29 protein-coding genes and 1 other RNA gene are annotated in these 25,474 nt (G+C 42.5%); 12 read left to right on the forward strand and 18 right to left on the reverse strand.

Annotated features, from left to right (window positions below; all coding sequences use genetic code 11):
* The first annotated feature begins 42 nt into the window (after positions 1-42).
* Positions 43-2,244, forward strand: a complete 2,202-nt coding sequence (gene recQ, locus L0P89_RS12995) for a DNA helicase RecQ (RefSeq protein ID WP_235265550.1) — start codon at positions 43-45, stop codon at positions 2,242-2,244.
* Here recQ and L0P89_RS17055 read toward each other — a convergent pair.
* The 5 genes from L0P89_RS17055 to L0P89_RS13015 all read right to left on the reverse strand — a co-directional run bounded on the left by L0P89_RS17055 (position 2,241) and on the right by L0P89_RS13015 (position 4,009).
* A complete protein-coding gene (locus tag L0P89_RS17055; protein ID WP_409557552.1) occupies positions 2,241-2,630 on the reverse strand; it encodes a DUF2752 domain-containing protein in 390 nt (129 codons plus the stop codon). The genes recQ and L0P89_RS17055 overlap by 4 nt on opposite strands.
* Positions 2,620-2,934, reverse strand: a complete 315-nt coding sequence (locus L0P89_RS13000; protein WP_235265551.1) for a CD225/dispanin family protein — start codon at positions 2,932-2,934, stop codon at positions 2,620-2,622. The genes L0P89_RS17055 and L0P89_RS13000 overlap by 11 nt, the downstream gene beginning before the upstream one ends.
* A gap of 117 nt (positions 2,935-3,051) precedes the next feature.
* Positions 3,052-3,336, reverse strand: coding sequence for a CD225/dispanin family protein (locus L0P89_RS13005; protein ID WP_235265552.1), 285 nt, complete (start codon positions 3,334-3,336; stop codon positions 3,052-3,054).
* A gap of 26 nt (positions 3,337-3,362) precedes the next feature.
* Positions 3,363-3,692, reverse strand: coding sequence for a CCC motif membrane protein (locus L0P89_RS13010; RefSeq protein WP_235265553.1), 330 nt, complete (start codon positions 3,690-3,692; stop codon positions 3,363-3,365).
* Between the two features lie 8 nt (positions 3,693-3,700).
* Positions 3,701-4,009, reverse strand: coding sequence for a DUF2752 domain-containing protein (locus L0P89_RS13015; protein WP_235265554.1), 309 nt, complete (start codon positions 4,007-4,009; stop codon positions 3,701-3,703).
* A gap of 70 nt (positions 4,010-4,079) precedes the next feature.
* Between L0P89_RS13015 and L0P89_RS13020 the strand changes: the two genes are divergently transcribed.
* A complete protein-coding gene (locus L0P89_RS13020; RefSeq protein ID WP_235265555.1) occupies positions 4,080-4,622 on the forward strand; it encodes a Smr/MutS family protein in 543 nt (180 codons plus the stop codon).
* Here L0P89_RS13020 and L0P89_RS13025 read toward each other — a convergent pair.
* Complete coding sequence (locus L0P89_RS13025) at positions 4,619-5,131, reverse strand: hypothetical protein (protein ID WP_235265556.1); 513 nt, start codon at positions 5,129-5,131, stop codon at positions 4,619-4,621. The two genes, L0P89_RS13020 and L0P89_RS13025, sit on opposite strands and share 4 nt — an antisense overlap.
* A 113-nt stretch (positions 5,132-5,244) precedes the next feature.
* On the opposite strand from L0P89_RS13025, the gene L0P89_RS13030 reads away from it, so the two are divergent.
* Entirely contained in the window at positions 5,245-6,393 is a 1,149-nt protein-coding gene (locus tag L0P89_RS13030) for a cysteine desulfurase family protein (protein ID WP_235265557.1), read from the forward strand.
* On the opposite strand, the gene L0P89_RS13035 is transcribed toward L0P89_RS13030, so the two are convergent.
* From L0P89_RS13035 to L0P89_RS13045, 3 genes are read right to left on the reverse strand one after another with little or no spacing between them, the layout of a single operon-like run.
* Positions 6,390-7,043 carry a hypothetical protein gene (locus L0P89_RS13035; RefSeq protein ID WP_235265558.1) on the reverse strand — a complete coding sequence of 218 codons (654 nt, stop codon included), beginning with the start codon at positions 7,041-7,043 and terminating at the stop codon, positions 6,390-6,392. The two genes, L0P89_RS13030 and L0P89_RS13035, sit on opposite strands and share 4 nt — an antisense overlap.
* Before the next feature lie 8 nt (positions 7,044-7,051).
* A complete protein-coding gene (locus L0P89_RS13040; RefSeq protein ID WP_235265559.1) occupies positions 7,052-9,517 on the reverse strand; it encodes a TonB-dependent receptor plug domain-containing protein in 2,466 nt (821 codons plus the stop codon).
* A gap of 3 nt (positions 9,518-9,520) precedes the next feature.
* Positions 9,521-11,215, reverse strand: a complete 1,695-nt coding sequence (locus tag L0P89_RS13045) for a M23 family metallopeptidase (RefSeq protein WP_235265560.1) — start codon at positions 11,213-11,215, stop codon at positions 9,521-9,523.
* 162 nt (positions 11,216-11,377) lie between these two features.
* Between L0P89_RS13045 and L0P89_RS13050 the strand changes: the two genes are divergently transcribed.
* The 5 genes from L0P89_RS13050 to L0P89_RS13070 all read left to right on the forward strand — a co-directional run bounded on the left by L0P89_RS13050 (position 11,378) and on the right by L0P89_RS13070 (position 14,361).
* Entirely contained in the window at positions 11,378-11,668 is a 291-nt protein-coding gene (locus L0P89_RS13050; RefSeq protein WP_235265561.1) for a hypothetical protein, read from the forward strand.
* A 15-nt stretch (positions 11,669-11,683) separates the two neighbouring features.
* On the forward strand, positions 11,684-11,986 hold the full coding sequence (locus L0P89_RS13055; protein ID WP_235268041.1) for a cell division protein ZapA: 303 nt from the start codon (positions 11,684-11,686) through the stop codon (positions 11,984-11,986).
* Between the two features lie 53 nt (positions 11,987-12,039).
* Positions 12,040-12,149: non-coding RNA, 6S RNA (gene ssrS, locus L0P89_RS13060), on the forward strand.
* 52 nt (positions 12,150-12,201) lie between these two features.
* Complete coding sequence (rny, locus tag L0P89_RS13065; protein ID WP_235265562.1) at positions 12,202-13,773, forward strand: ribonuclease Y; 1,572 nt, start codon at positions 12,202-12,204, stop codon at positions 13,771-13,773.
* Between the two features lie 117 nt (positions 13,774-13,890).
* A complete protein-coding gene (locus tag L0P89_RS13070) occupies positions 13,891-14,361 on the forward strand; it encodes a hypothetical protein (RefSeq protein WP_235265563.1) in 471 nt (156 codons plus the stop codon).
* Here L0P89_RS13070 and L0P89_RS13075 read toward each other — a convergent pair.
* The 6 genes from L0P89_RS13075 to L0P89_RS13100 are packed head-to-tail and all read right to left on the reverse strand — an operon-like array spanning position 14,353 to position 20,511.
* A complete protein-coding gene (locus L0P89_RS13075; protein WP_235265564.1) occupies positions 14,353-15,687 on the reverse strand; it encodes a DUF58 domain-containing protein in 1,335 nt (444 codons plus the stop codon). The two genes, L0P89_RS13070 and L0P89_RS13075, sit on opposite strands and share 9 nt — an antisense overlap.
* An 11-nt stretch (positions 15,688-15,698) precedes the next feature.
* Positions 15,699-16,697, reverse strand: a complete 999-nt coding sequence (locus L0P89_RS13080; RefSeq protein ID WP_235265565.1) for a MoxR family ATPase — start codon at positions 16,695-16,697, stop codon at positions 15,699-15,701.
* A 2-nt stretch (positions 16,698-16,699) separates the two neighbouring features.
* Positions 16,700-17,908, reverse strand: coding sequence for a DUF4350 domain-containing protein (locus L0P89_RS13085; RefSeq protein WP_235265566.1), 1,209 nt, complete (start codon positions 17,906-17,908; stop codon positions 16,700-16,702).
* On the reverse strand, positions 17,908-18,627 hold the full coding sequence (locus tag L0P89_RS13090) for a DUF4129 domain-containing protein (protein ID WP_235265567.1): 720 nt from the start codon (positions 18,625-18,627) through the stop codon (positions 17,908-17,910). Before L0P89_RS13090 ends, L0P89_RS13085 begins: the two co-directional genes overlap by 1 nt.
* Positions 18,624-19,562: a hypothetical protein gene (locus tag L0P89_RS13095; protein WP_235265568.1), complete on the reverse strand. Its 939-nt coding sequence runs from the start codon at positions 19,560-19,562 to the stop codon at positions 18,624-18,626. Before L0P89_RS13095 ends, L0P89_RS13090 begins: the two co-directional genes overlap by 4 nt.
* Complete coding sequence (locus tag L0P89_RS13100) at positions 19,537-20,511, reverse strand: stage II sporulation protein M (protein WP_235265569.1); 975 nt, start codon at positions 20,509-20,511, stop codon at positions 19,537-19,539. Before L0P89_RS13100 ends, L0P89_RS13095 begins: the two co-directional genes overlap by 26 nt.
* A 34-nt stretch (positions 20,512-20,545) precedes the next feature.
* Here L0P89_RS13100 and L0P89_RS13105 point away from each other — a divergent pair, with 34 nt between their 5' ends.
* Both L0P89_RS13105 and L0P89_RS13110 read left to right on the forward strand, forming a co-directional pair.
* Positions 20,546-21,271: an RDD family protein gene (locus L0P89_RS13105; RefSeq protein WP_235265570.1), complete on the forward strand. Its 726-nt coding sequence runs from the start codon at positions 20,546-20,548 to the stop codon at positions 21,269-21,271.
* Complete coding sequence (locus L0P89_RS13110) at positions 21,272-21,889, forward strand: trimeric intracellular cation channel family protein (RefSeq protein ID WP_235265571.1); 618 nt, start codon at positions 21,272-21,274, stop codon at positions 21,887-21,889. It abuts the gene before it with no gap.
* Here L0P89_RS13110 and L0P89_RS13115 read toward each other — a convergent pair.
* Positions 21,884-22,600, reverse strand: a complete 717-nt coding sequence (locus tag L0P89_RS13115; RefSeq protein ID WP_235265572.1) for a peptidylprolyl isomerase — start codon at positions 22,598-22,600, stop codon at positions 21,884-21,886. The two genes, L0P89_RS13110 and L0P89_RS13115, sit on opposite strands and share 6 nt — an antisense overlap.
* Between L0P89_RS13115 and L0P89_RS13120 the strand changes: the two genes are divergently transcribed.
* Both L0P89_RS13120 and L0P89_RS13125 read left to right on the forward strand, forming a co-directional pair.
* Positions 22,599-23,240, forward strand: a complete 642-nt coding sequence (locus L0P89_RS13120) for a CoA pyrophosphatase (protein WP_235265573.1) — start codon at positions 22,599-22,601, stop codon at positions 23,238-23,240. The two genes, L0P89_RS13115 and L0P89_RS13120, sit on opposite strands and share 2 nt — an antisense overlap.
* Positions 23,241-23,277: 37 nt before the next feature.
* Entirely contained in the window at positions 23,278-24,087 is an 810-nt protein-coding gene (locus L0P89_RS13125; RefSeq protein WP_235265574.1) for a 1-acyl-sn-glycerol-3-phosphate acyltransferase, read from the forward strand.
* On the opposite strand, the gene L0P89_RS13130 is transcribed toward L0P89_RS13125, so the two are convergent.
* Positions 24,084-24,725 (reverse strand): hypothetical protein, encoded by a 642-nt coding sequence (locus L0P89_RS13130; protein ID WP_235265575.1) that lies wholly within the window; start codon positions 24,723-24,725, stop codon positions 24,084-24,086. The two genes, L0P89_RS13125 and L0P89_RS13130, sit on opposite strands and share 4 nt — an antisense overlap.
* A gap of 4 nt (positions 24,726-24,729) precedes the next feature.
* Entirely contained in the window at positions 24,730-25,224 is a 495-nt protein-coding gene (locus L0P89_RS13135) for an RNA polymerase sigma factor (protein WP_235265576.1), read from the reverse strand.
* Between the last annotated feature and the right edge of the window lie 250 nt (positions 25,225-25,474).

Genomic DNA, 25,474 nt, shown 5'->3' on the forward strand with positions numbered 1-25,474 from the left:
GCTAACAGAGCATTGACCTACTGTTATTATCAAACTAAATGTATGGCGCTGACAAAGAATGATTTACAGACTGCCCTGAAAAAATACTTTGGTTTTTCCCAGTTTAAAGGATTACAGGAAGGTGTCATAAGCAATGTGCTAAAAGGCGATAACACATTTGTTATCATGCCGACCGGTGGCGGAAAATCACTTTGTTACCAGCTGCCGGCACTCCTGAAAGATGGTACGGCCATTGTGGTCTCACCATTGATTGCCCTAATGAAAAATCAGGTTGATGCGATTCGAGGTATTTCAGCTGAGTATGGTATTGCCCACGTACTGAATTCATCACTGACCAAATCAGAGGTGAAACAGGTGATGAGCGACATCTCTATCGGTACTACAAAACTGTTGTATGTTGCTCCCGAGTCACTTACCAAAGAAGAATATGTCGATTTTCTACAATCGGTACAATTATCATTTGTAGCCGTTGACGAAGCCCATTGTATTTCGGAATGGGGTCATGATTTTAGACCTGAGTACCGCAATCTGAGAAGCATCATCAATCGTCTGGGAGACAACATACCCATTGTGGCGTTAACAGCTACGGCGACCCCAAAGGTACAAGAAGATATCTTGAAGAATTTGGGTATGGGCGATGCACAAGTTTTCAAGGCTTCGTTCAATCGACCGAACCTGTTTTATGAGGTAAGGCCCAAAACAAAGAATGTTGATGCCGATATCATACGGTTTGTAAAGAAAAATGCAGGAAAATCCGGTATTATTTATTGTCTGAGCCGAAAACGTGTTGAAGAACTGGCACAGGTGTTACAGGTCAACGGCATTAGCGCAGTGCCGTATCATGCTGGTTTCGATGCCAAGACCCGCTCGAAGTATCAAGACATGTTTTTGATGGAAGAGGTAGATGTGGTGGTCGCCACCATTGCATTTGGTATGGGTATCGATAAACCCGACGTTAGGTTTGTGATTCATCATGATATTCCAAAAAGTATTGAAAGCTATTATCAAGAGACAGGACGTGCAGGTCGAGATGGCGGCGAGGGGCATTGCTTGGCCTTTTATTCATATAAAGATGTCGAAAAGCTTGAAAAGTTCATGTCGGGCAAGCCAGTGGCAGAACAAGAGATAGGGCATGCCCTATTGCAAGAAATCGTGGCCTATGCTGAAACCTCCATTTCGCGACGAAAATTCATATTGCACTACTTCGGAGAAGAGTTTGATGAGGTGAACGGTGCCGGTGCCGATATGGATGATAATACCCGAAATCCCAAACCTAAGGAAGAGGCCAAAGGCGAGGTGGTCAAACTTTTAAAAGCGGTACAGGGCACCCACGAGAAATTCAAGACCAAAGAAATTGTGAAAACCTTGGTCGGTCAGGTCAATGCCCTCATTTCTTCGCATAAGGCAGATGAAAAAGATTTTTTCGGAATCGGTTCAGATAAAGATGAACACTACTGGAAAGCCCTGATAAGACAAGTATTGGTCGCTGGTTTGCTACGAAAAGATATTGAACAATATGGCATACTTCATGTTACAGACATGGGCAAGGCGTTTTTAGAGAATCCCCAATCGTTTATGATGACCAAAGACCATGTCTATGACCATGATGATGATAATGGCATCATTACGGCCAGTAAATCGGCAGGTGGGGTTGCCGATGAGAAATTATTGGCGGTCTTGAAAGATTTGCGAAAAAGGGAAGCAAAAAAGTTGGAAGTGCCACCTTTTGTGGTATTTCAAGACCCTTCTTTGGATGACATGGCCTTGAAATATCCCATAAGTATTGAAGAACTACAGAATATACATGGGGTGGGTGAGGGCAAGGCCAAGAAGTATGGCCGCCCGTTCGTTGAGCTTATCGCCAAATATGTGGACGAGAATGATGTGATGCGACCTGATGATTTGGTGGTCAAGAGTACAGGGGCCAATTCAGGACTCAAACTGTACATCATTCAGAATGTGGATAGAAAACTGCCCTTAGATGACATTGCCGCGGCCAAGGGTCTTGAAATTCCCGAACTGATCAAAGAGATGGAACAAATTGTGTTCAGCGGTACCAAACTGAACATTAATTATTGGATCGATGAGGTTTTGGACGAAGACCAGCAAGAAGAGATACACGATTATTTTTTAGAGGCCGAGACCGATAGTATTGATGAGGCCATGCAAGAATTCGATGGCGATTACGAAGATGAAGAACTTCGGCTGTACCGTTTGAAGTTCATCAGTGAAGTGGCCAATTAAGGAGCCAGATAGTTGAAAGGCGGCCTATCAATATTTCTGAGGATCGTAAACAATATAAAAACACCCAAGATGATCAAGGGGGCCTTCCTATTTTGTAGGAAGGTCTTTTTTTCTGGATACCACACTTTTACGACCCAGTGAAAAACAATCAGCAAAAGAGAGGGTATCAGCAAGAAGTTGTGTGAGAATGCATCGGCTATTCTGAGATGAAAAAGGTCATGAAGCGCTCGTTGACTTCCACAACCGGTACAATAAATCCCCAATCCCATGTGAACGGGACATTTTGGAAAAAAAGGATCATATTTCTCTGGGCTCAGTACATAATAGACCAGTACCACCAATAGAAGTACTACGAATGCGAAGATATATATATGTTTATTGGACATTTTCACCACCAGCAAATATGGCACCAAAAAACAAGCCCAAAAAGGCCAGCCCCAAGATTATTTCAAGAATGATGTAGAGCATAAAAAAGGCCAAGGGCAAAATGATACCGGCCAATCCCCAAAGTTTTGCGCTCTTTGAGGCTCTTTCGGCTTCTTCATAGGCACCTCTGTAATAGGCATCACTTACTTTGGTCGCATAAATGATGCTTACTATGCCTGTTGGCGGGCAACAAAGAATTGTTGATATGATGGCCAATGCCAGATAATCATTGGGCTTTGGGCGATGGTTATCTCTCTGTTGCATCTTGTGACGTTAAACGCAATACGACCGTTGGTATTGCTTTTAGGAGATTTGGGTCTTGTCAATGAAATAGGAGCATTGTCGCAAGAAACAATGCTCCCAAAAAATAGAAAAAGACTTTTAAAAAGAACTACTGCCCAGCCCTCCCAAAAAGGCCAAACCGAATATGGCTATGTATATTATCCAAAAGACCACGCCGATCAAAGGGCCGGCAATGGCCCAATTCTTAGCTTTTCTAGATGAGTCAAGTGCTTTGTCGTATTCACCCCTTTCATAGGCCTCATTCACTTTTGAGGCGTAGATGATACTGGGTATGCCCGTTACGATACAGCACAGAACAGTGCTCAAAATGGCCCATACCAAATAATTATCTGGTTTTGGTGGTTTGTTGGTGTTGTTTTCCATGAGAAAAAAATTTGTCGGTTATTGCTCTACTCTCCGTATTGTTCCATGATTTGTTTCACCTGTTCCATGTATGCATCGATACCTCCCATTTTCTGGATGGAATAGATAGTCCAGATTAGAGTGATCGCACCAACAACCAATCCGATTATGGCAATGATTTTAGCCGTTTTGAGCTGACTGTAATTGGAATATAGCTCTGGATTGGAAGCATACGTTCTTTCATCCTTTCTCAAGAGAAAAAAAGCGATGCCTGACATTAAAATTCCGCCAATGCCCGAGCTTACGCAACAGCATACAAAAGAGACAATTCCCAAGATAAGACCTGTTGTGACGTTTGGTAATTTTTGTTGTTCCATGGTATGATTTATGATAAAAGTTTGATGATATAACTGACCAATATGGTTGCCACACTTGTTATGCCCAAGGCAATAATGATTTGATTGGCATATTTGATGGAAAATAACTTATTGGCAATCAAAAAAATAGACAATGTCAAAAGAAAATAGATGGCAGGGTACATTTGAAATGCGCCTGAAAAGTCACCTTCCAATAATAAAAAGAACGAACGTTGTAGACCACAGCCCGGACAGTCAAAACCAAGAATCTGTTTGCTCATACAGGGCAGCATCAAATCTTTGCCGGGCAATAAAAGAGCAGTACAGAACGTACACATGGACTTTAGTGGTTTATGGGGATTAAAATACTATTATTTTTGGTACTGTTTAAATAAAAGGATACAAAAATTGGCAGATTTTAGGGTTGGCGACAGTGTTGAACTACTTGATGAACCGCTACGGGCCACGGTAATCGATATTAAAGGATCTATGATAACGGTTGAGATGGAAGATGGCTTTATGATGGAATTTGAGGCTACCCAATTGGTGAAGGTCGATGATTCTATTTCAGTGACCAATTTTGAGATAGCCCAAGTGAAATCACAAAAAGACGCAGCAAAAAAGAAAAGACCTCCCCAAAAAAAGCGAAAAGAACGTAATATTCCCAAGCTTGAGGTCGATTTGCATATTGAAAAATTAGTGCCTTCCACTAAAGGGCTCGACACCTTTGACATTTTAGACTTGCAACTACAGACCGCCAAAAGACAGTTAGAGTTTGCCATCGGAAAACGAATACAAAAAGTGGTGTTTATTCATGGGGTCGGTGAAGGGGTGCTCAAAGAAGAACTCAGTTATCTTTTTAAAAAGTATGGCAACCTAAGGTTCTATGATGCCGATTATCAAAAATATGGTCTCGGGGCCACTGAGGTCTACATTTTTCAGAACCCTTAGTTGATCGGGGTGGCTATTTCACCAAATTCGTTGATAGTCAAATCGGTAATTCGTTCTCCTTGGTCATTGACCAAAGTGATTTCACTTAGCGTTATGGTATGGTTGTATGCCGTACTGTCAGCGTTTACAGTGGTTTCAATGGTGACCAATCCATCTCCAGCCTCTACTTCTTCTGTAACGGTAGGTGTCACAGGTGGTATGTCATCACAGAAATAACCGCTTGATACATTGTCTGAAAAAACGCGGTATACCAGTTTTGATTGATTGGGTATGGAACTCTCAGTCGTTACTGTGCTACCGTCTAGAACACCATTTTTCAAAACATTTGACTGTAAGGTAAGAATGAGGGCTTCGGCATCATTTATTTTAAAGAGAAGTTGGGTGTCTTCGGTCAAATTGTCACAATTACTAACAGCAACATCATCAAAATCTATGGTTTCGATTTGCAGGTCACCATCACTGCATGAAACCAATAGTACAACGAGCAAGGTAAAGGCAAATTTTTTCATGGCTCCAAATTTAAGGCAATTCGAATTGACCTACTTCGATAGAGGTATTCATTTTTGAAGAAATTAACTTTATTTCGGTTACATTTGCCATGCTCTAAAACGTTTGGGTTGACATGGAAAAAGTCTATCTTGATAGTGCGGCCACTACTCGTGTCAGGGATGAAGTAATTCAAAAAATGCAAGAAGCCCTGGTGAATTGCTATGGAAACCCTTCGTCTACGCATAGTTTTGGCCGATCGGCAAAGACAGCCATTGAAAAGGCTAGAAAGACCATTGCCAAGTACCTTAACGCGCAGCCATCAGAAATCATCTTTACTTCGGGCGGTACAGAGGCCGACAATATGATTTTACGTTGTGCTGTACGCGATTTGGGGGTGACGACCATTATTACTTCAAAGATTGAGCACCACGCCGTATTGCATACCGCTGAAGAACTTGAAAAAGAATATGGTACGAAGCAGGTTTTTGTGGATTTGGATACTGATGGTAACCCAGATATCGAACATTTGGCCACTCTTCTTGGGCAAGATGATTCGAAGAAATTGGTCAGCTTGATGCATGTCAACAATGAAATCGGTAATTTGATCGATATTGATCGAGTCGCACAAATCTGCAAAGAAAGCGGTGCTTTGCTACATTCTGATACGGTACAGTCTATTGGTCATTATGAGTGGGATCTCGAAAAGACTCCCATTGATTTTTTGACCGCGGCTGCGCATAAGTTTCATGGACCCAAAGGTGTTGGTTTTGCTTTCATCAGAAGAAATTCTGGCTTGAAACCTTTAATTGTTGGCGGTGCCCAAGAACGAGGGTATCGAGCAGGCACAGAGCCATACCATAACATAGTCGGTTTAGAAGGGGCATTTGTCGCTGCCTATGACCATCTCGGTGAAGAACAGGCCTATGTGTTGGGTTTGAAAAAACACTTCATTGAGAAGATAAAGGCCGAGATACCGGGTATCGAGTTCAACGGGCTCTCTGGCAACTTAGAAAAAAGCACCTATACCTTGACCAATGTACGCCTGCCGTTCGATAGGCAGAAATCGTTGATGCTACTCTTTCATCTCGATTTAAAGGGTATTGCCTGTTCAAAAGGCAGTGCCTGTCAATCTGGAAGTAACGCGGGCTCGCATGTACTTACTGAAATTTTGAACAAAGAAGAACTGGAGAAACCGTCACTACGATTTTCTTTTTCCAAGTATAACACCAAAGAAGAGTTGGATTATGTTGTCAGGGTGTTGAAAGAGTTTGCCGAAAGCTAGCGATCTTTTTTTCTTTTCCGCTTTTTTTCCCGGTCGTACGGAAAGTTTCTAGAAGCCTGTTTCATCATTCTGTCAATAAGTTCGTTGGTATTCTTGCCCGTCTTTTTGGTGATTTCCTTTTCATATTTCCAAAGAAGCTTTTCTGTCTGAGCATCACTGATTTTGATGCCTATTCGCCCGTAGTTGGCATTTCCATTAAAATAATCCAACAGGCTGAAATTGGTGGGCACACCTTCAGAAAGCAATATATTTAGGTTCAGACTGCCACTGATGATGCCATCTACATTCAGTATTTCGCTCAGTTCTTTGATTGTGTAGACGTCAAGATTTTCATAAGTAATGCCCTCTTTGGCTAAAATCGCATTGGTGTCGTCGGTGTTTTGAAAATCGACGTTGAATTTTTTTCTTTTCTTTCGGATTGAAAAATAAGTTTCGAGGGCATTTTGTACCGCATAGCCCTCTTGCTGCGCCAGCTGTTTAAGCTCTTGGCCATCTACCCGCTCTTTCAAATCGAGATTTGTGACAAAAGGAAGTATCGCCAAAAGTTCATGGTCTTGGCTAAGTTCCTCAAATCTCGGACTTTCATAAATGTCTTTCTGTGCCCAGGCGACATGTATCGCCAAAAACAGAAAAAAAAGAATCTTTTTCATTGATTTCATCAAAATCGTGCACTGACCGTTAAGTTCAAAATTCGTGCCGTTAAAAAGTTGGGAACAGCGAACTGCCGTTGACTATCAATATCGCGTACCCATGTATTGGTGATGGAATTTTGGTTGTTGAACAAGTTGAAAATCTCAAAACCGGCACTAAGCGCTTTCAGTTTACGCTCTCCAATTTTGGAAAGCCCCTTGTTCTTGTCGGCAAAAATATAGGAAATTCCCAAATCGACCCTTTTATAATCCCTCAATCTGCTTTGAAATTCATAGGGGTCGGCATAGTTGGGCGAGCCACCGGGCACCCCAGTTTGGTAAACAAGGTTCATGTAGAGTTTCAGGTCAGGAACCGTGGGCACGTAATCTTGAAAAAGGAGCGCAAATTTAAGACGTTGATCTGTGGGCCTAGAAATGTAACCACGATCTTCAATGTTTTCCTCGGTTTTCAAATACCCCACACTTATCCACGATTCGGCACCTGGCACAAAAGTACCGTTGAGCCTGAAATCGATACCATAGGCATAGGCCTCGGCATTATTGGCCGCTGCATACCGTAGGCGCACATCTTCGAGTGTGAACGGATTTACATCGGTCAATGATTTATAATACACTTCGCTATGTAGGTTGAAGGGTCTTCCCCATAATTTGAAACTGTACTCATTGCCCAATACAAAATGCCATGATTTTTGTGCTTTTACCTCTGGATTGATGTTTCCATTTCTATCACGAAGCTCACGGTAAAAGGGCGGTTGCTGATAATTGCCAATGGCCATTCTGAATAGCATATCATTCTGCCAATCAGGCTTTATGGCGAATTGTGCCCTCGGACTCACGAAAAATTGATTGTTGCTCTCGAACCCCTCACCTCTCAAAGTCCAAAATTGGCCTCTCACGCCCAAATTGAAATAAATATCATGACGGCCCCATTTGCCGTGCTGGCCGTACTGCAGAAAACTAGAGATACGATCGGTCTGTGCAAAATTGACGGCCTGTGCACTTTCAAAGGGTACAATATCTGCCGTAAAGGGCACTTCGGGCTGGTTGTTGGTAAAATCGGGCCGGGGCGGCCTGATGAAAAACCCTGCCGAATCGATGAATTCGGCTTCACGTAGTTGATCCCTGATGTCTTCGTGGGTGTATTTGAGCCCCCATTGCACCAGTTTTTCGCCTTTTTTGAATTTCCCTCGATGCGATATGTTAAAAATAAGGGCATCCAACTGGTTTCTTGCCCTATTGATTTGACGACCCAGCCCCCTTGAATTGATGGGCTCTCCTAAATCCTCACTTCCTAGGTCATTGTCAACCTCTGCGAGTTCGTATGATGCGATGATATCTGAAAACTCTTCTTCTATGGTATGGTATACAGAGGTTATCAGTTTCAAATTGACTTTTTCATTTAGCTTAAAATCTGCTTTCAATGCCCCTAAGGCAGTAGTGAAACGATTATCTTCCTGTCCCTCATAAAAAACGACCAATGCCCTAGGCTCGTTGATGGTGCCAAAATTGGTCTGTCTGGTCAACGGACGGTTTTGGTAATCGTTCAGTGATAGGGTTCCCAAGAAATTTAGCTCAAGCTTATTCGAGATGCCATAAGAAAAATAGGTTTGGGCATCAAGGAAAATCGGTCTCACATTGGTTTGGGTCTGTTGACTGTTTATGAAAAGGGCATTCGAACGATAGCGCACCCCAGTGATATTGCTGAGGGTCTTATCTTTAGATAGGGTTTCAAGGGTAATGCCCGCACCGAGCAGGCTTGCATCTGCCTGTAGCGAAAATGAGGTGGGGATTTTATAGGTAATATCGAGAACAGATGATAGTTTGTCACCATATTTTGCCTGAAAACCACCGGCAGAAAAGTCAATATCCTTAGCCATTGAACTGTTGATGAAGCTAAGGCCTTCTTGTTGGGCCGAACGAATCAAAAAAGGTCGGTATACCTCTATTTCATTGACATAGACCAAGTTTTCTTCAAAACTGCCACCCCTCACATTGTACTGGGTGCTCAGTTCATTGTTGAAAGATACCCCTGGTAAAAGCTTCAGCACATTTTCAACACCCTCATTGGCCCCGGGAATGTTTCTGACCACCTCAGGTGAAAGGGTTTCAATGCCCTCAAGCTCTTTTCTTCCCGTGGGCGATATCTCGACCCCATCGATTTGTATTACGTCGACTTTCATCACCGGATTGAACTCAAAAGTCTCATTAGTGTTCAATATCAGGTCTTCGAGCACAATGTTCTCGTGTCCGACATGAGAGAAAGTAATGGTGTTCTCTACGTCAGCGACCACTTGTAAAAGGTAAAAACCGTTTGGGTTTGTGGTAGTGCCCGATGTAGCCGATGAAATGTTCACATCAGAAAGGGGCACATTGTTTTCATCCAATACGATACCGGTAATTGTTGCATTTTGTGAATGGGTGAACCATGTGCCAACAAAAAGAAAAAATATGAATACTGATTTTTTACGACACACGTGCTATTTTCTGAAGAAAGTACGCTCAAAGGTACTTGAATTGCCTACATTATCGGTAACGATGACTTTAAGCTCACATTGTGTCTCTTCGGCTATTTTGTCATCGAAGTTATAGGTGAGTGTCTTGGTTTTGGGTTCGTACTCCATCAAGATCCACTCATCGTTCAAGTAAGCGTCATAGGTATTGATACCGCTAAGATCATCGGTGATTTGAACGCTGAGGTAACGATAATTGTTCAACCATTGGCGGTCTTTGAAATTTCTGGCCTTTATGGTAGGGGCAATGGTGTCTTTGGCCAATGTATAGCGACCCAAGTTGCGTGTTCTGGTGGTAAACGTATTGTTGCGTTTGTACGTTCTCGCATAATTTGGCTTTGATTTTTCATCTAACCGGGCGATGAACAATTGTTTCCTTTCTGCTTCAGAATGCTTTGAAACATCAAAAGTAACAGTGAAGTTACGATGGGCCGCTACGGTATTGTCGTGTATGTTGACCGTGTCTTTTCCCTTTTTTAGGTCCATGTAAAAATCCTCGTAAAAAGTATTTGCGGGAAAATATACTTTGGCGACCCCCAGATCAAAGTTGTTGGGCTTTTGGGCGATGACATAATGTTTGGTCTGTTGTTGGTCTTTTTTGATTTTTGCAATTTCCTTTTTACCCTCGACGGGAATGATCACTTTTATTTCATTGCCCTCAATATCGGCTATGTTCAGCTCAACTTGATATGACAGTCCCTCTTTGACATCGATTTTGCCATCATTATAAACATCTTTGTAGATGCTCAAAAAATTTGAGGGTTCTTTAAAACATTTTTGTACGCGCTGTCGATACTTGCCAAAATGGGCATAATCGATGAGCGTATTGATATACCGTGTTTCACCGAATGAAAACGTCTCGAAATCATAAGAGGAAATGGTACGGCCATTGACTTTCTGCTCCATCGAAAAAATACCGTTCTTGTTTGCGGCCAGATCTTGACGATCAAAAGCATTGAAGCCAAAACCAATGGTACCAGAGGCGGTTACTTTGTCAGCCAAAAAAGAGCCGTCTGGTTGTTTGTTGAAATTCAACTGCATTTTTTTTTCACTTTGGTTGACCAATGCCCCTTCAGATAAAGGATAGGCAAAAAGCCCTATTAAAGTTGGGTTGGTCGCATCGCGTACCGAATAGCCATATAAAAGTGGATTGGTGGGTTTTTCAGAGATGCTACTCCTGATCTCAAAATGCAAGTGGGGTCCTGAAGAGCTCCCCGTGTTTCCAGTAAAGGCAATGACGTTGCCTTTTTCGACTTTCAGCTCCCCATATTCAGGAAATAATTCTATTTCATATGATTTTTTTCGGTATTGTTCTTTTTTTACATAGGCTTCGATTTCTGGCGAGAATTTCTGCAAATGGGCATAAACCGAGGTAAAACCGTTCGGATGTGCCACATACAAGGCCTTTCCGTAGCCCCAGTGTGACACTTTTATTCGTGTAACAGTACCCTCACCAATGGCATAGACCCGTAACCCTTGGCGTAGTTGGGTTTTAATGTCAATGCCTGCATGAAAATGATTTGAGCGCAGCTCACCGAAGGTGCCCGCAAGTATCAAGGGAATACCCATTGGGGACTGAAAAGAATCTTTGGGGTATTTGTATTGTGCCACAAGAGGTAAAGTGTTCAAGGTCAATACAAAAAGAAAAAGCAATCGCATCATATGGGGGCAATTTCCGTACGAAAGTAATCAATGCAGGTGATTTTGAAAAAAGTATGGCGGGCCGATGCTGGTTTTCAATGGCATAAAGGCAATATGCAAGAAAAATATTGTCAGGTTGGCGTAGGTTCGTTAACTTTGTTTGAAACGCATTGAAGTTTGCATATGAGCGAACTTGTAGAGATAGTCGATTCTTTAGAGAACAAAGTAAGCAGGTTGCTGCACAAAATGGAAGTGCTCAATAAGGCAAATACAAAGCTAAAGAATCAGATGGCCGAACTTGAACAGCAACGTGAAGTTGCCACTGCGGCCATCAATGAATGGAAAGAGCGGTATGAATCGCTCAAAATGGCAAGCTCAATGCTGGGTGGTAATACAAATAAAACCGAGGCAAAACTCAAAATAAACACACTGATTCGCGAACTGGACCAATGTATCGCCCATTTAGCGGAATAGTGTCGAAACATGAAAATGGAGGAAAAGCTCAAGATCAAGCTTTCGATTGCCGACAGGGTATATCCATTGACGATAGACCCACGGCAAGAAGAAGGGCTTAGAAAGGCCGCTAAAAACATCGAAAGTCTAGTAAAGAAATTTGAGCAGAACTATGCAGTGCGGGATAAGCAAGATGTTTTGGCCATGTGCGCATTGCAGTTTGCCTCAAAAATAGAGCAGGGTGGCATAGACCGCTCTGAGAATACCAAAGCGGCCCTAGAGCGCTTAAAGGCGCTTGATGAATTGGTGACGTTGCGGTCAGATGCTGTTTCTGAATAAGTTCTTTAAAATATATATTGTTACTGCCCACATTGGTAAATATTTTTTGACAAACTCAACAGAATTATAATTAAAAAGGGTGAGTTTAGATTGTAAAAGCGGGCCCTACTCGTATAGGGATACTTGAGCAATCTGTTAGCCCTAAACCTGTCATTAGGAGTTTGCACAGAACTTCTTCCAATGTGGGCTTTTTTTATAATCAAACGTAAACCAAAATGGACAACTATATCATCATTGCAATAGTGGCAGTGATCGGATTGGCAATAGGGTTTGCCATTGCCAAAGCCCTTGAAAAGGGTAAGGCGACCAAGACCATGACCAATGCCAAAAGGGAAGCTGCCAACATTGTTAAGGAAGCCAAAAAGGAAGGTGAGAACATTAAGAAAGACAAAATATTCCAAGCACGTGAAAAATTCTTGGAACTCAAAGCTGAGCATGAGAAAGTAATCATTAACAAGAACAAGAAAATTGCTGATGCCGAAAAGCGCAGTCGTGATAAAGAATCACAGATCAGCGGCGAATTGGGCAAAAAAAAGCGGTTGAACGAGCAGCTTGAAAAGCAGATCGAAGAGGTAGAGCACAAAAGCGAAATTCTCGAAAGAAAGCAATCTGAGCTCGAAAAACTGCACAAAAGCCAGGTACAACAGTTAGAAGTCATATCTGGGCTTTCGGCCGAGGATGCAAAAGCCCAATTGCTCGAGTCCCTAAAAGAGACTGCCAAGACCGATGCAATGGCTTATCTTCAAAATACGTTGGAAGAAGCCAAACTGGCCGCTCAACAAGAAGCCAAGAAAATAGTCATCAACACCATTCAGCGAATAGGTACCGAAGAAGCGGTTGAAAACTGTGTTTCCGTATTCAATCTTGAATCAGATGATGTCAAAGGTCGGATCATCGGTCGTGAAGGACGTAATATCAGGGCCATAGAAGCAGCCACAGGTGTTGAAATAATTGTTGATGATACCCCAGAGGCCATTATTTTGTCGTGTTTTGATTCAGTGCGAAGAGAAGTGGCTCGGTTGTCATTGCACCGTTTGGTAACCGATGGTCGAATACATCCAGCTCGAATTGAGGAAATTGTCAAAAAGACCGAAAAGCAGATCAATGAGGAAATTGTTGAAATAGGTAAGCGTACCGTCATAGATTTAGGAATTCATGGCCTGCACCCAGAACTGATAAAGGCAGTTGGTCGAATGAAATATCGCTCATCGTACGGGCAGAACCTGCTTCAACATTCACGTGAGGTGGCCAAACTCTGTGGAGTGATGGCGGCCGAACTTGGTCTCAATGCCAAACTTGCCAAACGCGCCGGACTATTACATGACATCGGTAAGGTACCGGTAGCTGAGGTAGAGACCGAAACGCCACACGCCATTCTTGGTATGAAGTGGGCGCAGAAATATGGAGAGAAAAAAGAGGTCTGTAACGCCATCGGTGCCCACCACGATGAAGTTGAAATGACCACCCTGATCTCACCCATTGTACAGGTTTGCGATGCCATTAGTGGTGCGCGCCCTGGTGCCCGTCGACAAGTACTTGACTCGTACATTCAACGATTGAAAGACCTTGAAGACATTGCTTTGGGCTTCAATGGGGTTGATAAGGCCTATGCCATTCAAGCCGGACGCGAACTTAGGGTCATTGTCGAAAGTGAAAAAGTCAGTGATGATAAGGCGGCAGAGCTATCGTTTGAGATTTCACAGAAAATACAGACCGATATGACCTACCCCGGGCAGGTCAAGGTCACCGTGATTCGTGAGACCCGTTCGGTGAATGTCGCGAAGTAACCGCTTGCGAATTGTGATCGATCGCAATTGTGATGACTTTTTAAAAAAGGAAAGAGGGTAGTGTGGCGACGTTTCAAAAACCTCAAGTACATCGACTTTTGTTACCTTTACCGTTAGATGAAAAAAACCATTGCCCTAATAGCGTTTTTGGTCGCCACCAACCTAAGTGCCCAAATAGATCGTGACAAGGCCCTCCATTTTTTGGGTGGTAACCTGTTTGGTCTTGCAGGTGCGGGCATTGCCAAACAGGCTTCTGATGGCAACCGTTATTGGACGTTTGCCGGAGCGGTGGGAGGCAGCTTGGCCATCGGTTTGGCCAAAGAAGCGGTCGATGCAGGGCAACGCGAAAATGGGTGGGACAATGAAGACCTTCTGGCCACCGTTCTAGGGGGCATGACCGTAGGGTTCACCATCGACATCTTTACTGATAGAAAACGCCAACAGAAACGAAAGGCTTTGACGGTCAATTTTTCAGAAGCTACTTTTCAATATGAAGCCCAAATCTCTTCTGCTTTGGACGGTTTTGATGATTTGCCCCCATTGACCCAGTTGGGGTTGTCTGAGATGGCAAAAGCTGGTTTACAATAAGCCTCTTGCCTTAATTTCCAAATACTTGTTTATGGTATTGATGGTCAAGTTTTCAGGTTTGGTCAAGAGGGTCTGGATGCCATGTTTTTGTAATTCGTTGACTATCAATTTCTTTTCATAGACAAATTTTTCTGCGATGGTCTGCTCGAAAATTTGGCGTACGTTCTCAGCCTTTTTCTCGGCAAACGAAGTAAGCTCGGTATTCTCAAAAAAGATGACGACCAGTAAGTGCTGCTTGGCAATGGCTTGAAGATATCCCATTTGGCGGTGCAAGGCATCCAAGGTCTCAAAATTTGTATATAACAACAATAGGCTCCGTTGGCCGATATTTCTTTTGATATCAACATACAGCCTACCAAAATCGCTTTCCACAAAATTGGTCTGTAGATTGTACAGGGTCTCTAGAATCAGATTCATCTGTGAACTGCGCCGTTCGGCCACCACCCGATTTTCAACCTTGTTGCTGAAAGCGAACATACCGGCCTTATCATGTTTTTTGATGGCAATGTTGCTGATGACCAAAGTAGCATTGATGGCGTAGTCGAGCAGGTTGAGGCCCTCGAACGGCATTTTCATCACTCGCCCCTTATCGATGACCGAATAGATGGGCTGCGATTTCTCATCTTGATATTGGTTCACCATCAATTGGTTTTTTTTCGCTGTGGCTTTCCAGTTGATATTACGAATATCATCGCCGGGAATATATTCCTTGATCTGTTCAAACTCCATGGTATGGCCAATACGCCTTATTTTTTTGAGCCCGTATTGAAAAAGACGATTGGTAAAAGCCATCAAATCATACTTTCTAAGTTGCAGGAAGGATGGATATACGGGCACTTCATGGGCATTGTCGAAGGTATATTTTCTAGCAATAAGCCCTATTGGTGAAGAAGCAAAGACATTTAGGTTTCCGAAAGAATAAACCCCTCTTTCAGTGGGCCGCAGTGTATAGGCATATGATTTGCTTTCGGCAGAAACCAAATGACTTTGCAGGCCGAAATCCCTTTTTTGGAATTGAAAGGGAATCTCATCAATGATTTTTACCCCAATGGGAAATAAATATTCATTTGAAAGCTCAATTTCAATTTGGTTTTCGTCTCCGTTCGATAACTTGTCGGGCACCAATCGCTTGCCCACCAACTGTCCTTTTGAGCCATACAGCAACAACAAATCAATGATAAGCAGCAATACAAAAAGGTAAAAGAGAATCTTAAAGGCGCCAAAAACATCTTTTACCATAAAAGATGCCAAAAAACCCAAAACAATGGTGATGAGAACAATGAAGAATCGTTGTCGTAGATAGGTATGTTTAAAAATACGCCTCAATGAAAAAGATATTATCGTGGTACTTCGATGCCTTCAACGATTTGCTGCACCACTTTTTCGGTGGTGATACCCTCCATTTCACGTTCAGGGGTCAAAATGATACGATGGCCCAAAATTGGGTAGGCTACTTTTTTGATATCGTCAGGTGTGACAAAATCACGACCATTTATTGCCGCCATGGCCTTTGAGGCATCCATCAAAGCGATGGAGGCCCTTGGTGAGGCCCCTAGGTATAGATTGGCATTGGTACGGGTATTATTGACAATACTGGCGATGTACTTCATCAGATTGTCTTCAACGATGACCTCTTTAATGGTCTCTTGGTATTCGGCAATTTGTTTTGCGGTCAATACAGACTTTATCAATTCTTCAGGATTTCTGTTTTTTTGTTCGTGCTTTGATTCAAGAATTTGTATTTCTTCTTCTAGGGAGGGGTATTCCACATTGATTTTGAATAGAAAACGGTCAAGCTGTGCTTCGGGCAGGCGATAAGTGCCTTCTTGCTCGACCGGGTTTTGTGTGGCAAACACCAAAAATGGGGGTTCCATATCAAATTCGAGTCCGTCAATGGTAATCTGGCGTTCGGCCATCGCTTCAAAAAGAGCGGCCTGTGTCTTGGCCGGTGCGCGGTTGATTTCATCGATTAGAATAATGTTTGAGAACAGGGGGCCTTTCTTGAACTCAAATTCGATCGTCTTGACATTGAAAATCGATGTGCCCAAAATATCACTGGGCATCAAATCTGGTGTGAACTGTATTCTGCTGAAGCCTACGTTAAGGGTTTTGGCCAATAATTTGGCGGTGATGGTCTTCGCAACGCCAGGTACACCCTCTATAAGTGAATGCCCGTCGGCCAATATTGAAATGATCAACAGCTCGATCATGTTCTGTTGCCCTATGATCACCTTACCGATCTGACCTTTAATTTGGGCCACGGCCTCTTGCAGTTTGCCAAGGTCAATTCTGGGATTGAATTTCAACGATTCCTCTTGTGGGTTTTGTTCTTCCATAATTAATTTTTGAATGCGCTTATTTTTTTGTTGAGCTCGATGCTCTCAACTTCGCTATGCGTGGTTTTATTTTTTAGGTATTGGATATATTCCATCAAGTTTTTGGCCTCTTCAAGACTTTTGCCCGACTTGGCCGCTAACTCATGTACCAACTTTTCTATTTGATGATTGGTGTCGAGGTAATAGTGGCTTCTCAAGTATTCGAAAAAATAGTTGATCTTTTTGTTGATGAGATCTGTAAAATCTTTGTTTTGATGGTAGAGGGCACCTACTGTCTGTGCAAATTCGACAGATGAATTTTTTAATGGCTCGACTACCGGAATGATACGCTGCTCGCGTTTGGCCCTGAAGATGACGAAGAGCAATATACCGATCATGGTTAGGTAATAGGCCCATTTCAAGGCGGCTTGGTTGAGTACGAAGCGCATGGGCGAATCGATAATGACCCTTCCTGATTTTTTATAATCGTCCCAGTATAACGTATGGTCGCCCAAATATGAAAAAGCATTGACCGCATAATCTTGATTACCCCTTAGCATGTAATAATTTGAGAACGCCTCGGGAACCGTGCTTACATAAAAGTTTCCCTTTCCAAAGCTGGTTTTGATGAAGTTCGGAAAACGACGCCGCTCATCTGGTTTTTCGGCCAATGGGTCTTTCCAAGTATAAGTTATATGCCCCAAGATCATGGTGTTCGCAGTGTCAACACTGGTAAACCGCCATTTGTAGATGCCCTTGGCATATTCAAACTTCTTTCCTTTGAGCAGTGCATTGGTAAAATCGAAGGCTATGGTGTCTTCTTTGATAGTATAATCAGTGGCTGTGTAGATGTTCAAAGAATCGGCGAGCACACCATTCAATTGATTGGTGGCGATGAACACATCATTGCCCTTATCGACATAGTTCAACAGCTGATGACTTTCTTGCTGGTCAAAATAAATAAAATCATTTATGAACAGATAATTTGACCGTTCAGTGGTATCACGCCTGACCATGACATCATAGACGCTTTCTTGTACGGTTTTGATTTCACCGTTGTTGAAAAGCCGATTGAGTTCATTATATAGCACATAGCCGCCAAAAGGTATTTTGTCAGAAGCTGTATATGATGGTTGCCAATTGATGGGTTTGGGCCGAACAATTTCGGTAATGACAATGATGACCACGACCATGCAGAAAATACCCAATATGACTTTTGACCGCTTGTCCATCAATCCCTCAAATTATTTGATAAGATAGCAAACAGTGCATCGGCCGTGTGATATTTTTGCCCATCGATTTCTTGTTCACCATACCAGATATAATCATAGATATACGATACTTCCTTAAACCTTGCCTTGATTTCGGGTTTCTCGATTTCTCTTTGATAATCGCTATTGGTCTTTTCGAAATGCCAATCGATCAATCCTTTCTCTGAAAGACGTTTTAAGATTTTCAAATATTGATATCGAATGGCCATACGATATTCTTTTTTTTCAAGGGCTTCATTCAAAAGCGCATCAAGATCTATATTCTCGATATGTTGCTCAGAAAGGTCAATGTCAATAATGGGTTTTGCCTTTTTTATAAAAATGGAATTGAATTTTTCGTTTACGAGAACCCTTATCAATAAAAATATGACCAACAGCCCCATAAGACCGTAAATAATATATTCCATTATTTTAAAGGTTTGCGGTGAGATCTCAATACCAAAGGTGTTCCGTAAAATACGGCCCAACCAGTTCAAGAATCTGCCCAGAAGGTTTTGGGCCTTTCCGGTAGTGATCTCATAATCGAATTCTTCCCCCTGATAGCGTTGGTCAAGGTCATCTGGGAGTTTCCGCTCCACCAATTCTGAGTTGGTGTCTATGGGAATGGAGTCTTGTTTCGTTTGGGAAAATCCAACCGAAAAAAAGCAGAGCAGTATGATATAGGGCAGTAAATTTTTCACTCAGGGGTACTTCCTATTTGTTCAATTTTGCTACGGGCGTTCTGGTTATATGTTTTTTCATGCAGCGCATAATAGAGAATACCGTTCACAAATTGGGTCAGGCACTGGCCATATACCGAAATGACCAGAAAAAGACAGGTTCCCAAGGTATATACCACAGTCGCCACTATTGAAGAAGCGTAATCGACATTGTTCTCGACCACATGAAAAGTATAGATGCCCACCAACACACCCGGTACTACCATGGTCAACATGATCAAAATGCCCAACAGCAATCCCATTACAAAGTTAACACCAATGGCTTTCCAGAAATTGTCAACGACCAAGCGCCAGCCCTCGCTCAAGGCTTCACCGACACCACGATTCTCTTCTAGCATGCTGAAAAAAGAGACCCCGAGCCAAGAAACCATGAAATACTGGATGATATACTGGGCAAAAAGCCCCAACAGAGGAATAAACGCCAAAACGATGGCTACAACCATGAACACAAGAAAAACAAGGATCAACAACAGTACGAAAACAACGATACTGCCAAGGCGGTTCTTGGTATGCTCCCAAACAATTTTCTTCTCAAAACTTTGGCCCTTGTTCTCTTCATAGCAAATCATATAGCTGGTGGCCAAACCGTAATTCAATACCCCGACCATCAAAAAAATGACGAAGAAAATGATTCCGCCAGCAATCATATAGATGACGTACTTTTCATCGAGCCCCACGGTATTATTGAAACCTGCGTTATTTTCATATGCGATCATGCCTATGAATCCTGAGACAAGCAGGTAGCTCGCAATCAACAACCCGACCAAAAAAACACCATTATAGCTGATAAAAACATTGGTGAACTTTTTGATGTTCTGCTTGAAGAAATCAAAATAGGTGGTGATGATATCGCCAAAATCACGGTTAACTCTAAGCTCTATGTATTTTTTCTGCATCTATTTTATTTAATAGTATAGGGTATAGCACATAATAAAATATTATCAAGGTCAACGAAGCCCAAATAATGGTAAAAGCAAGCCAATTGGGCATGTCGGAGTATCGGGTGATGAACCCCTCTATAAACCCTGCTATAATGAAAAAGGGAATGGTGCTGACGACCACTTTAAGCCCATCTTTGGCACCTTTCATGAATGATACCCGTCTTGAAAAGGTCTTGGGAAAAAGAATGCCATTGCCCATGATAAGGCCCGCACAACCTGCTATGATAATGACCGAGATCTCAATGGTTCCATGAAGCCAGATCTGTTTGTTGGCTTCTAAGAATACACCCTTGGTATAGAAGAAAGTGATAAAGGCCCCGAGCATCACCCCATTGCTGAACAAGATGTAGGCTGTTCCGATACTTGTAATGACGCCAAAGGCAAATGCGAGAAATGCCACCCGTATATTGTTGATGGTAATGCCCAAAAAAGTACCGATTTCACTGCCACTTTTGTAAATGGCCGTTGGGTCTCCATTAGCGATGTTGTTCAAGGTTTCGTTCACATAGGCATCACCCAATATCAACCGTACAAAAGTAGAATCGTTCAATGCCGAGATGGCGCCGATGGCGGTGGCCACCGCAAAAATCAAAAAAGAGACCCCCAAGGTGCCATGGTATTGTTTGAAAAACCGGGGAAATTCATATCCCCAGAAATCAATGATTCGATTGCGGTTCTCTTTCTTGTTCTTGTAGATTTTTTGATGTGCCTGCGAAGCAAGGGCGTTCAAATACAATAAAGTCTTGCTTTCAGCGTAATAGGTCTGTGCATAGGCCAAGTCATTGGTGAGTTGAATATACCCATCGGCCAGTTCGTCGGGATCGGTTTTGGAGCCGAGGTTGATGGCCTTTTCAAAAGCTATCCATTTTTCCTTATTTTGCTTGACAAAGGCAGCTTCGCGCATAAAATCGTTTCCTTAAAGTTAAATGTAGTGCTTAATGGGCAACCTTCAAATCAATACAACGCAAAATGTCAATCTAGATTATAAAATCGTCAGCATAGGTGAACGTATAATCTCTTTTTTGGTCGATGCTTTCATTCTATATCTCTATGCCATTTTGGTAAACGTTATCGGTGATGCCATAGGTTATGTTTATGAGGATAGATGGACACAGCGCGGTTTGGTCGGACTGATATTTCTTCCCGCCATGTTCTACAGCCTTATGATGCACAGCATTTTCAATGGCCAGACCGTAGGAAAGATGTTGTTGAAAATGCGGGTGGTTCGCCTTGATGGAACCCCGGTGCATTGGAGCAATTATTTGGTCAGGTGGATGCTTCGTTTGGTCGATATCTGGCTCTTTTTCGGTTCAGTGGGCTTGCTTACCATATTGTTTACCGAAAGGCGACAGCGTTTAGGTGATGCCGCCGCAGGTACCGTGGTGATTTCAACAAAGAACAAGGTGAAGGTCTCACACACCATTTTGGAGGAAGTGGAAGACCAGTATGAACCAATATTTACCAATGTAACGCTATTGACCGATAAAGATGTACGCCTTATCAAGGAGACCTATCGCATCGCAAAAAAGAGCAATGACTTTAAGACTTTGAAGGCATTGAGAATAAAGGTTGACAGCATACTGATGACCAATTCAAACCTGTATGACAAAGACTACCTTGATACCGTTTTGAAAGATTACAACCACTATACCCAAAAAATGTAAATGGCATTCTACCAGGTTATTGATATTTTGGGCACCATTGCCTTTGCTATTTCAGGTGTTTTGGTCGCCATGGAAAAACGACTTGACCTTTTTGGTGTGGTCATCGTAGCTTTCGTGACCGCCATAGGGGGCGGTACACTACGTGATTTCTTGATCGGCAACGCACCGGTTGTCTGGATGCGCGATTTGACCTATGTAATCACCATTATGACAACTGTGGTATTGGCCATCATCTTTGCAAATCAGTTGAAATACCTGAGAAAGTCACTTTTCTTGTTTGACACCATTGGTATTGGACTGTATACCATGGTCGGAATCGAAAAGGGGCTCCAGGCCGAATTATTGCCCATTATCTGTATTGCATTGGGGACCATCACGGCCAGTTTTGGAGGGGTGATCAGAGATATTCTATGTAACGAGATTCCTGTGATTTTTAGAAAGGAGATCTATGCGACGGCCTGTATTTTAGGAGGTGCATTTTACTTTTTCTTGCTGCTTTTTCCCATTCCGGAGGCCTATGCCTATTCAGCGGGCATCATTGTCGTGATCGGCATCCGGTTATTGGCCGTAAGGTTTGGTATCAGACTTCCGAATATTTATAGGGATAAAAAACTATAAGATTTCCGCTTTTAAGATATACACGTTTTGCAAGGGCCAGTCTCCATCGCCCACGGGTACGTTATTGATGGCATCGACTATATCCATCCCCTGAATTACCCTACCAAAAGGTGTGTAAGAACCGTCTAAATGATAAGAGCCAGGTTTGGTCACCACAATAAAAAACTCGTAGGGCGAGGCCAATTTATGTGGATTATCCCGTTCGCTACTGGGCATTGAAATCACGCCCCTATGATGCTTATGGCCTTTCTTACCGTCTGGAGGCAACAAGTAGCGACCAATTTCTCGACGCTTGTTCGCCGTCGGCTTGTCATCTGAGTTTCCTCCCTGAATAATAAAATCTTTTACGATACGGTGAAATTGGGTGTTGTCAAAATACCCCTTTCGCGTTAAGTAGATGAAATTGGCCTTATGGTAAGGCACATTGTCGAAGAGTTGCACCGTAAAACTGCCCATGGTGGTGGTTAGTTTGACCTTGTCTTGTGTCAAGGTATCGGCATAATTGAAAAAGAAGTCGATGGCATTCTCTTCGGTCAGCACAAATCTTTCCTCTTCGGTTTTGCTATCTTCCGTGACATTTTCTACCGGTTTGACGGTATCTTTTTCTACGATCGTTTGTTGTTGTGGCGAAGTGTTCCCTTTAGGATTTTCTTTACAGGAAACCAAAAAAATTAGTGCTATACTTGTAAAAAGCGCGATTCTGTTCAACATGAATTTTGATGATTTTTATCAGCAGGCAGTAAAAATAAAAAATATGCCACTTCCGGGGCCTGATTCACACTATAAAATGGCCCCTGAGGTTAGAAGGAAGTTGTTGAGATCAAACGGGTTCAAGAATCGAAACCCGAAAAAAGCGGGTGTTGTTGCCCTGTTTTACCCTGATCGACTACGAATTACCCACTTACTTTTGATTTTACGCAATGCCTACCCAGGTGTCCACTCAAATCAAATAGGATTTCCAGGGGGAAAAATGGAGAAACATGATGAAAACCTGTTGCAGACCGCCCTTCGGGAAACCCATGAAGAGGTAGGCCTACCTCCTGAACGCGTAGAGATCATTAGAGAATTGAGCGAATTATATATTCCGCCCAGCAACTTCATGGTTACCCCATTTTTGGGTCTTAGCAAAGAGCCCCAAACATTCATTCGAGATGAAAGTGAGGTCGAAGCCTTGGTAGAAGTGGCATTGGATGATTATCTGAACGATGCCAATTTAATTCAACAAAATTTGAGCACTTCGTATGCCCAAAATATCGACGTACCTGCCTTTAAGTTAAATGGTTATGTGGTTTGGGGGGCCACAGCCATGATGCTGAGCGAGATTCGGGAACTCTTGCTGAAAGTGCTTTAGGTGCGATTTTGTAAATTAGCCCTCTTAACAGTATTGCATGGCCTTGTTTAAAAGAAACCCCTTCGGACACATCCTTTTCTTCAAGAAATGGTTGATTCGTATTATGGGGCTGATGACCCATCAGCGATACAAGCAATTCAACAAACTACAGATCGAAGGTTCTGAGATCATTCGAGGCCTGCCCGGCACAAACGTACTTTTTGTAAGTAATCATCAAACTTATTTTGCCGATGTAGTGGCCATGTTTCATGTGTTCAATGCCAGTTTGTCGGGTCGTGAAGACACGCTCAAGAACATAGGTTATCTCTGGAAACCCAAATTGAACATCTACTATGTTGCGGCCAAAGAAACCATGAAGCAAAGTATATTGGCCAAGGTTTTGGCCTATGCCGGCTCGATCAGCATTGAGCGAACATGGCGTGCCGATGGCAAAGATGTGAACCGTCAAGTAAAGATGAGCGATATTACCAATATCGGTACCGCACTGCAAGATGGTTGGGTCATTACTTTTCCGCAGGGTACGACCACCCCATGGAAACCGCTTCGAAAAGGAACCGCCCACATCATAAAACGGTATAAACCCATAGTGGTTCCTGTGGTTATCGACGGTTTTCGACGTTCTTTTGATAAAAAGGGGCTCTATATAAAAAAGAAAGGTATTCTACAGTCAATGCAGATTAAAGAGCCACTTGAGATTGATTACGATAATGAGTCAATAGAAGAAATCATCGAAAAATTGGAATATGCCATTGAACAGCATCCATCATTTCTACATGTGATTCCAGAAGAAGAGTTGGCCGCTTATGAAGCTGACCACCAAAAGCGGCGCTATAGCCATCGCGGTTAGACCTCTAATTTTTTGAGTTCCCTATAATTTTCATTGAGACGCTTTAAAAGGATTCCATAGAGAATTCGATAAAAGAGCCACAAAAGAAAAGCGAAAAAACCAATGGCGACCAATAAGGCGAAACTCACCATTATCCAAAGCAAGATACTGTTATCAGCTTCAGCAATCATGGTCTTCAATTCGACCCTGGGGTCATAATTTACATATTCGATAAAGACGACCACCATCATCACGGCAAACACCCCGAGATTGAACCATACATACTGCATGACGGTCTTTCTTGTAGAAATGATACGCTTCATTAGGGTTCTTGCAGATTCTGTCACGGTGATTTTTTGAAAGTTCTTATAGAACTTAAAAATAAAATATATCAGGGCCGCATATCTGATAATTTCAAGCCCAAGTTCTATGTTTTGATACACCTTGGCGCCATCAGAAGCCAGTTCACCCCCTTGAACGGGAACAAAGAACAAGGCGATCCAGAAAATGAATTCGACAATACTGATGTAAAAAATCCATTTCACGATTGAAGATGACTTGCTTCGAAGCATTTTATAGATTTCATCGTAGGTTAACTTTGGAAGATGACCTTCCTTTTTTTGCCAGTCTTTCTTAAGAAGTTCCAGTTCATCCATCATAGTCTCACGGATTTAATATGGTTCTCAGTTTGTTTTTGATTCGGTTCATCTTCACACGTGCGTTCACTTCTGTGATACCCAAGGTTTCAGAGATTTCAGTATAATCTTTATCCTCCAGATACAGAAAAACAATGGCCTTGTCAATGTCGCCCAATTGCTTGATGGCGTCGTACATGAGTTTCAATTGCCGTTCTTCGGTATCATCGTATTCATTGGCCTTTATTTTAAAGATGACCGAATCGTAATCTTGTGTCAGTACACGTCGTTTTGATTTTCTATAAAGCGTAATGGCCGTGTTCAAGGCCACACGATACATCCAAGTACTGAATTTTGAGTCGCCCCGAAATTTTGGATAGGCCTTCCATAATTGAATGGTGATTTCTTGAAAAAGGTCATTATGAGAATCCCTATCATTGGTGTACAGACTACAGACCTTGTGAACAATATTTTGATTGCTCTCAAGTTCGGTCACAAAGCGATGTTCCAGTTCTTTGGTCACTGATCGGGTTGGTAGTTGTTTTGTCTATTAGTAGTAAAGATCTGGTTTTTGTTACAACAAAGTATTCTTCGATGGTTCAGGCTGACGGTCTATCGACATGCAACGGTTTATGAATGAAATCAGTGCCCCTGTGCCCATCTAATTCATGTTTTGTTTTTTGATGACATCATGCACAGAAAATAGGCCGATGTCAGTCAAGGTCAATGTTTGGCTATTGCCCATTGCGCTTTAAATATACCTAAAACGACGG

It is taken from the genome of Muricauda sp. SCSIO 65647, assembly GCF_021534965.1.
GTDB lineage: Bacteria > Bacteroidota > Bacteroidia > Flavobacteriales > Flavobacteriaceae > Flagellimonas_A.

What these genes read in the sequence shown, in the direction of transcription:
- L0P89_RS13015 (WP_235265554.1), bottom strand. Translation starts at nt 4,009, where the DNA reads ATGTGTACGTTCTGTACTGCTCTTTTATTGCCCGGCAAAGATTTGATG.
- L0P89_RS13110 (WP_235265571.1), top strand. Translation starts at nt 21,272, where the DNA reads ATGGCATTCTACCAGGTTATTGATATTTTGGGCACCATTGCCTTTGCT.
- rny (WP_235265562.1), top strand. Translation starts at nt 12,202, where the DNA reads ATGGACAACTATATCATCATTGCAATAGTGGCAGTGATCGGATTGGCA.
- L0P89_RS13025 (WP_235265556.1), bottom strand. Translation starts at nt 5,131, where the DNA reads ATGAAAAAATTTGCCTTTACCTTGCTCGTTGTACTATTGGTTTCATGC.
- L0P89_RS13085 (WP_235265566.1), bottom strand. Translation starts at nt 17,908, where the DNA reads ATGGACAAGCGGTCAAAAGTCATATTGGGTATTTTCTGCATGGTCGTG.
- L0P89_RS13030 (WP_235265557.1), top strand. Translation starts at nt 5,245, where the DNA reads ATGGAAAAAGTCTATCTTGATAGTGCGGCCACTACTCGTGTCAGGGAT.
- L0P89_RS13120 (WP_235265573.1), top strand. Translation starts at nt 22,599, where the DNA reads ATGAATTTTGATGATTTTTATCAGCAGGCAGTAAAAATAAAAAATATG.
- L0P89_RS13010 (WP_235265553.1), bottom strand. Translation starts at nt 3,692, where the DNA reads ATGGAACAACAAAAATTACCAAACGTCACAACAGGTCTTATCTTGGGA.
- L0P89_RS13125 (WP_235265574.1), top strand. Translation starts at nt 23,278, where the DNA reads ATGGCCTTGTTTAAAAGAAACCCCTTCGGACACATCCTTTTCTTCAAG.
- L0P89_RS13130 (WP_235265575.1), bottom strand. Translation starts at nt 24,725, where the DNA reads ATGATGGATGAACTGGAACTTCTTAAGAAAGACTGGCAAAAAAAGGAA.
- L0P89_RS13080 (WP_235265565.1), bottom strand. Translation starts at nt 16,697, where the DNA reads ATGGAAGAACAAAACCCACAAGAGGAATCGTTGAAATTCAATCCCAGA.
- L0P89_RS13005 (WP_235265552.1), bottom strand. Translation starts at nt 3,336, where the DNA reads ATGGAAAACAACACCAACAAACCACCAAAACCAGATAATTATTTGGTA.
- L0P89_RS13105 (WP_235265570.1), top strand. Translation starts at nt 20,546, where the DNA reads ATGGGCAACCTTCAAATCAATACAACGCAAAATGTCAATCTAGATTAT.
- L0P89_RS13000 (WP_235265551.1), bottom strand. Translation starts at nt 2,934, where the DNA reads ATGCAACAGAGAGATAACCATCGCCCAAAGCCCAATGATTATCTGGCA.
- L0P89_RS13095 (WP_235265568.1), bottom strand. Translation starts at nt 19,562, where the DNA reads ATGCAGAAAAAATACATAGAGCTTAGAGTTAACCGTGATTTTGGCGAT.
- recQ (WP_235265550.1), top strand. Translation starts at nt 43, where the DNA reads ATGGCGCTGACAAAGAATGATTTACAGACTGCCCTGAAAAAATACTTT.
- L0P89_RS13050 (WP_235265561.1), top strand. Translation starts at nt 11,378, where the DNA reads ATGAGCGAACTTGTAGAGATAGTCGATTCTTTAGAGAACAAAGTAAGC.
- L0P89_RS17055 (WP_409557552.1), bottom strand. Translation starts at nt 2,630, where the DNA reads ATGTCCAATAAACATATATATATCTTCGCATTCGTAGTACTTCTATTG.
- L0P89_RS13045 (WP_235265560.1), bottom strand. Translation starts at nt 11,215, where the DNA reads ATGATGCGATTGCTTTTTCTTTTTGTATTGACCTTGAACACTTTACCT.
- L0P89_RS13055 (WP_235268041.1), top strand. Translation starts at nt 11,684, where the DNA reads ATGGAGGAAAAGCTCAAGATCAAGCTTTCGATTGCCGACAGGGTATAT.
- L0P89_RS13115 (WP_235265572.1), bottom strand. Translation starts at nt 22,600, where the DNA reads ATGTTGAACAGAATCGCGCTTTTTACAAGTATAGCACTAATTTTTTTG.
- L0P89_RS13100 (WP_235265569.1), bottom strand. Translation starts at nt 20,511, where the DNA reads ATGCGCGAAGCTGCCTTTGTCAAGCAAAATAAGGAAAAATGGATAGCT.
- L0P89_RS13035 (WP_235265558.1), bottom strand. Translation starts at nt 7,043, where the DNA reads ATGAAAAAGATTCTTTTTTTTCTGTTTTTGGCGATACATGTCGCCTGG.
- L0P89_RS13070 (WP_235265563.1), top strand. Translation starts at nt 13,891, where the DNA reads ATGAAAAAAACCATTGCCCTAATAGCGTTTTTGGTCGCCACCAACCTA.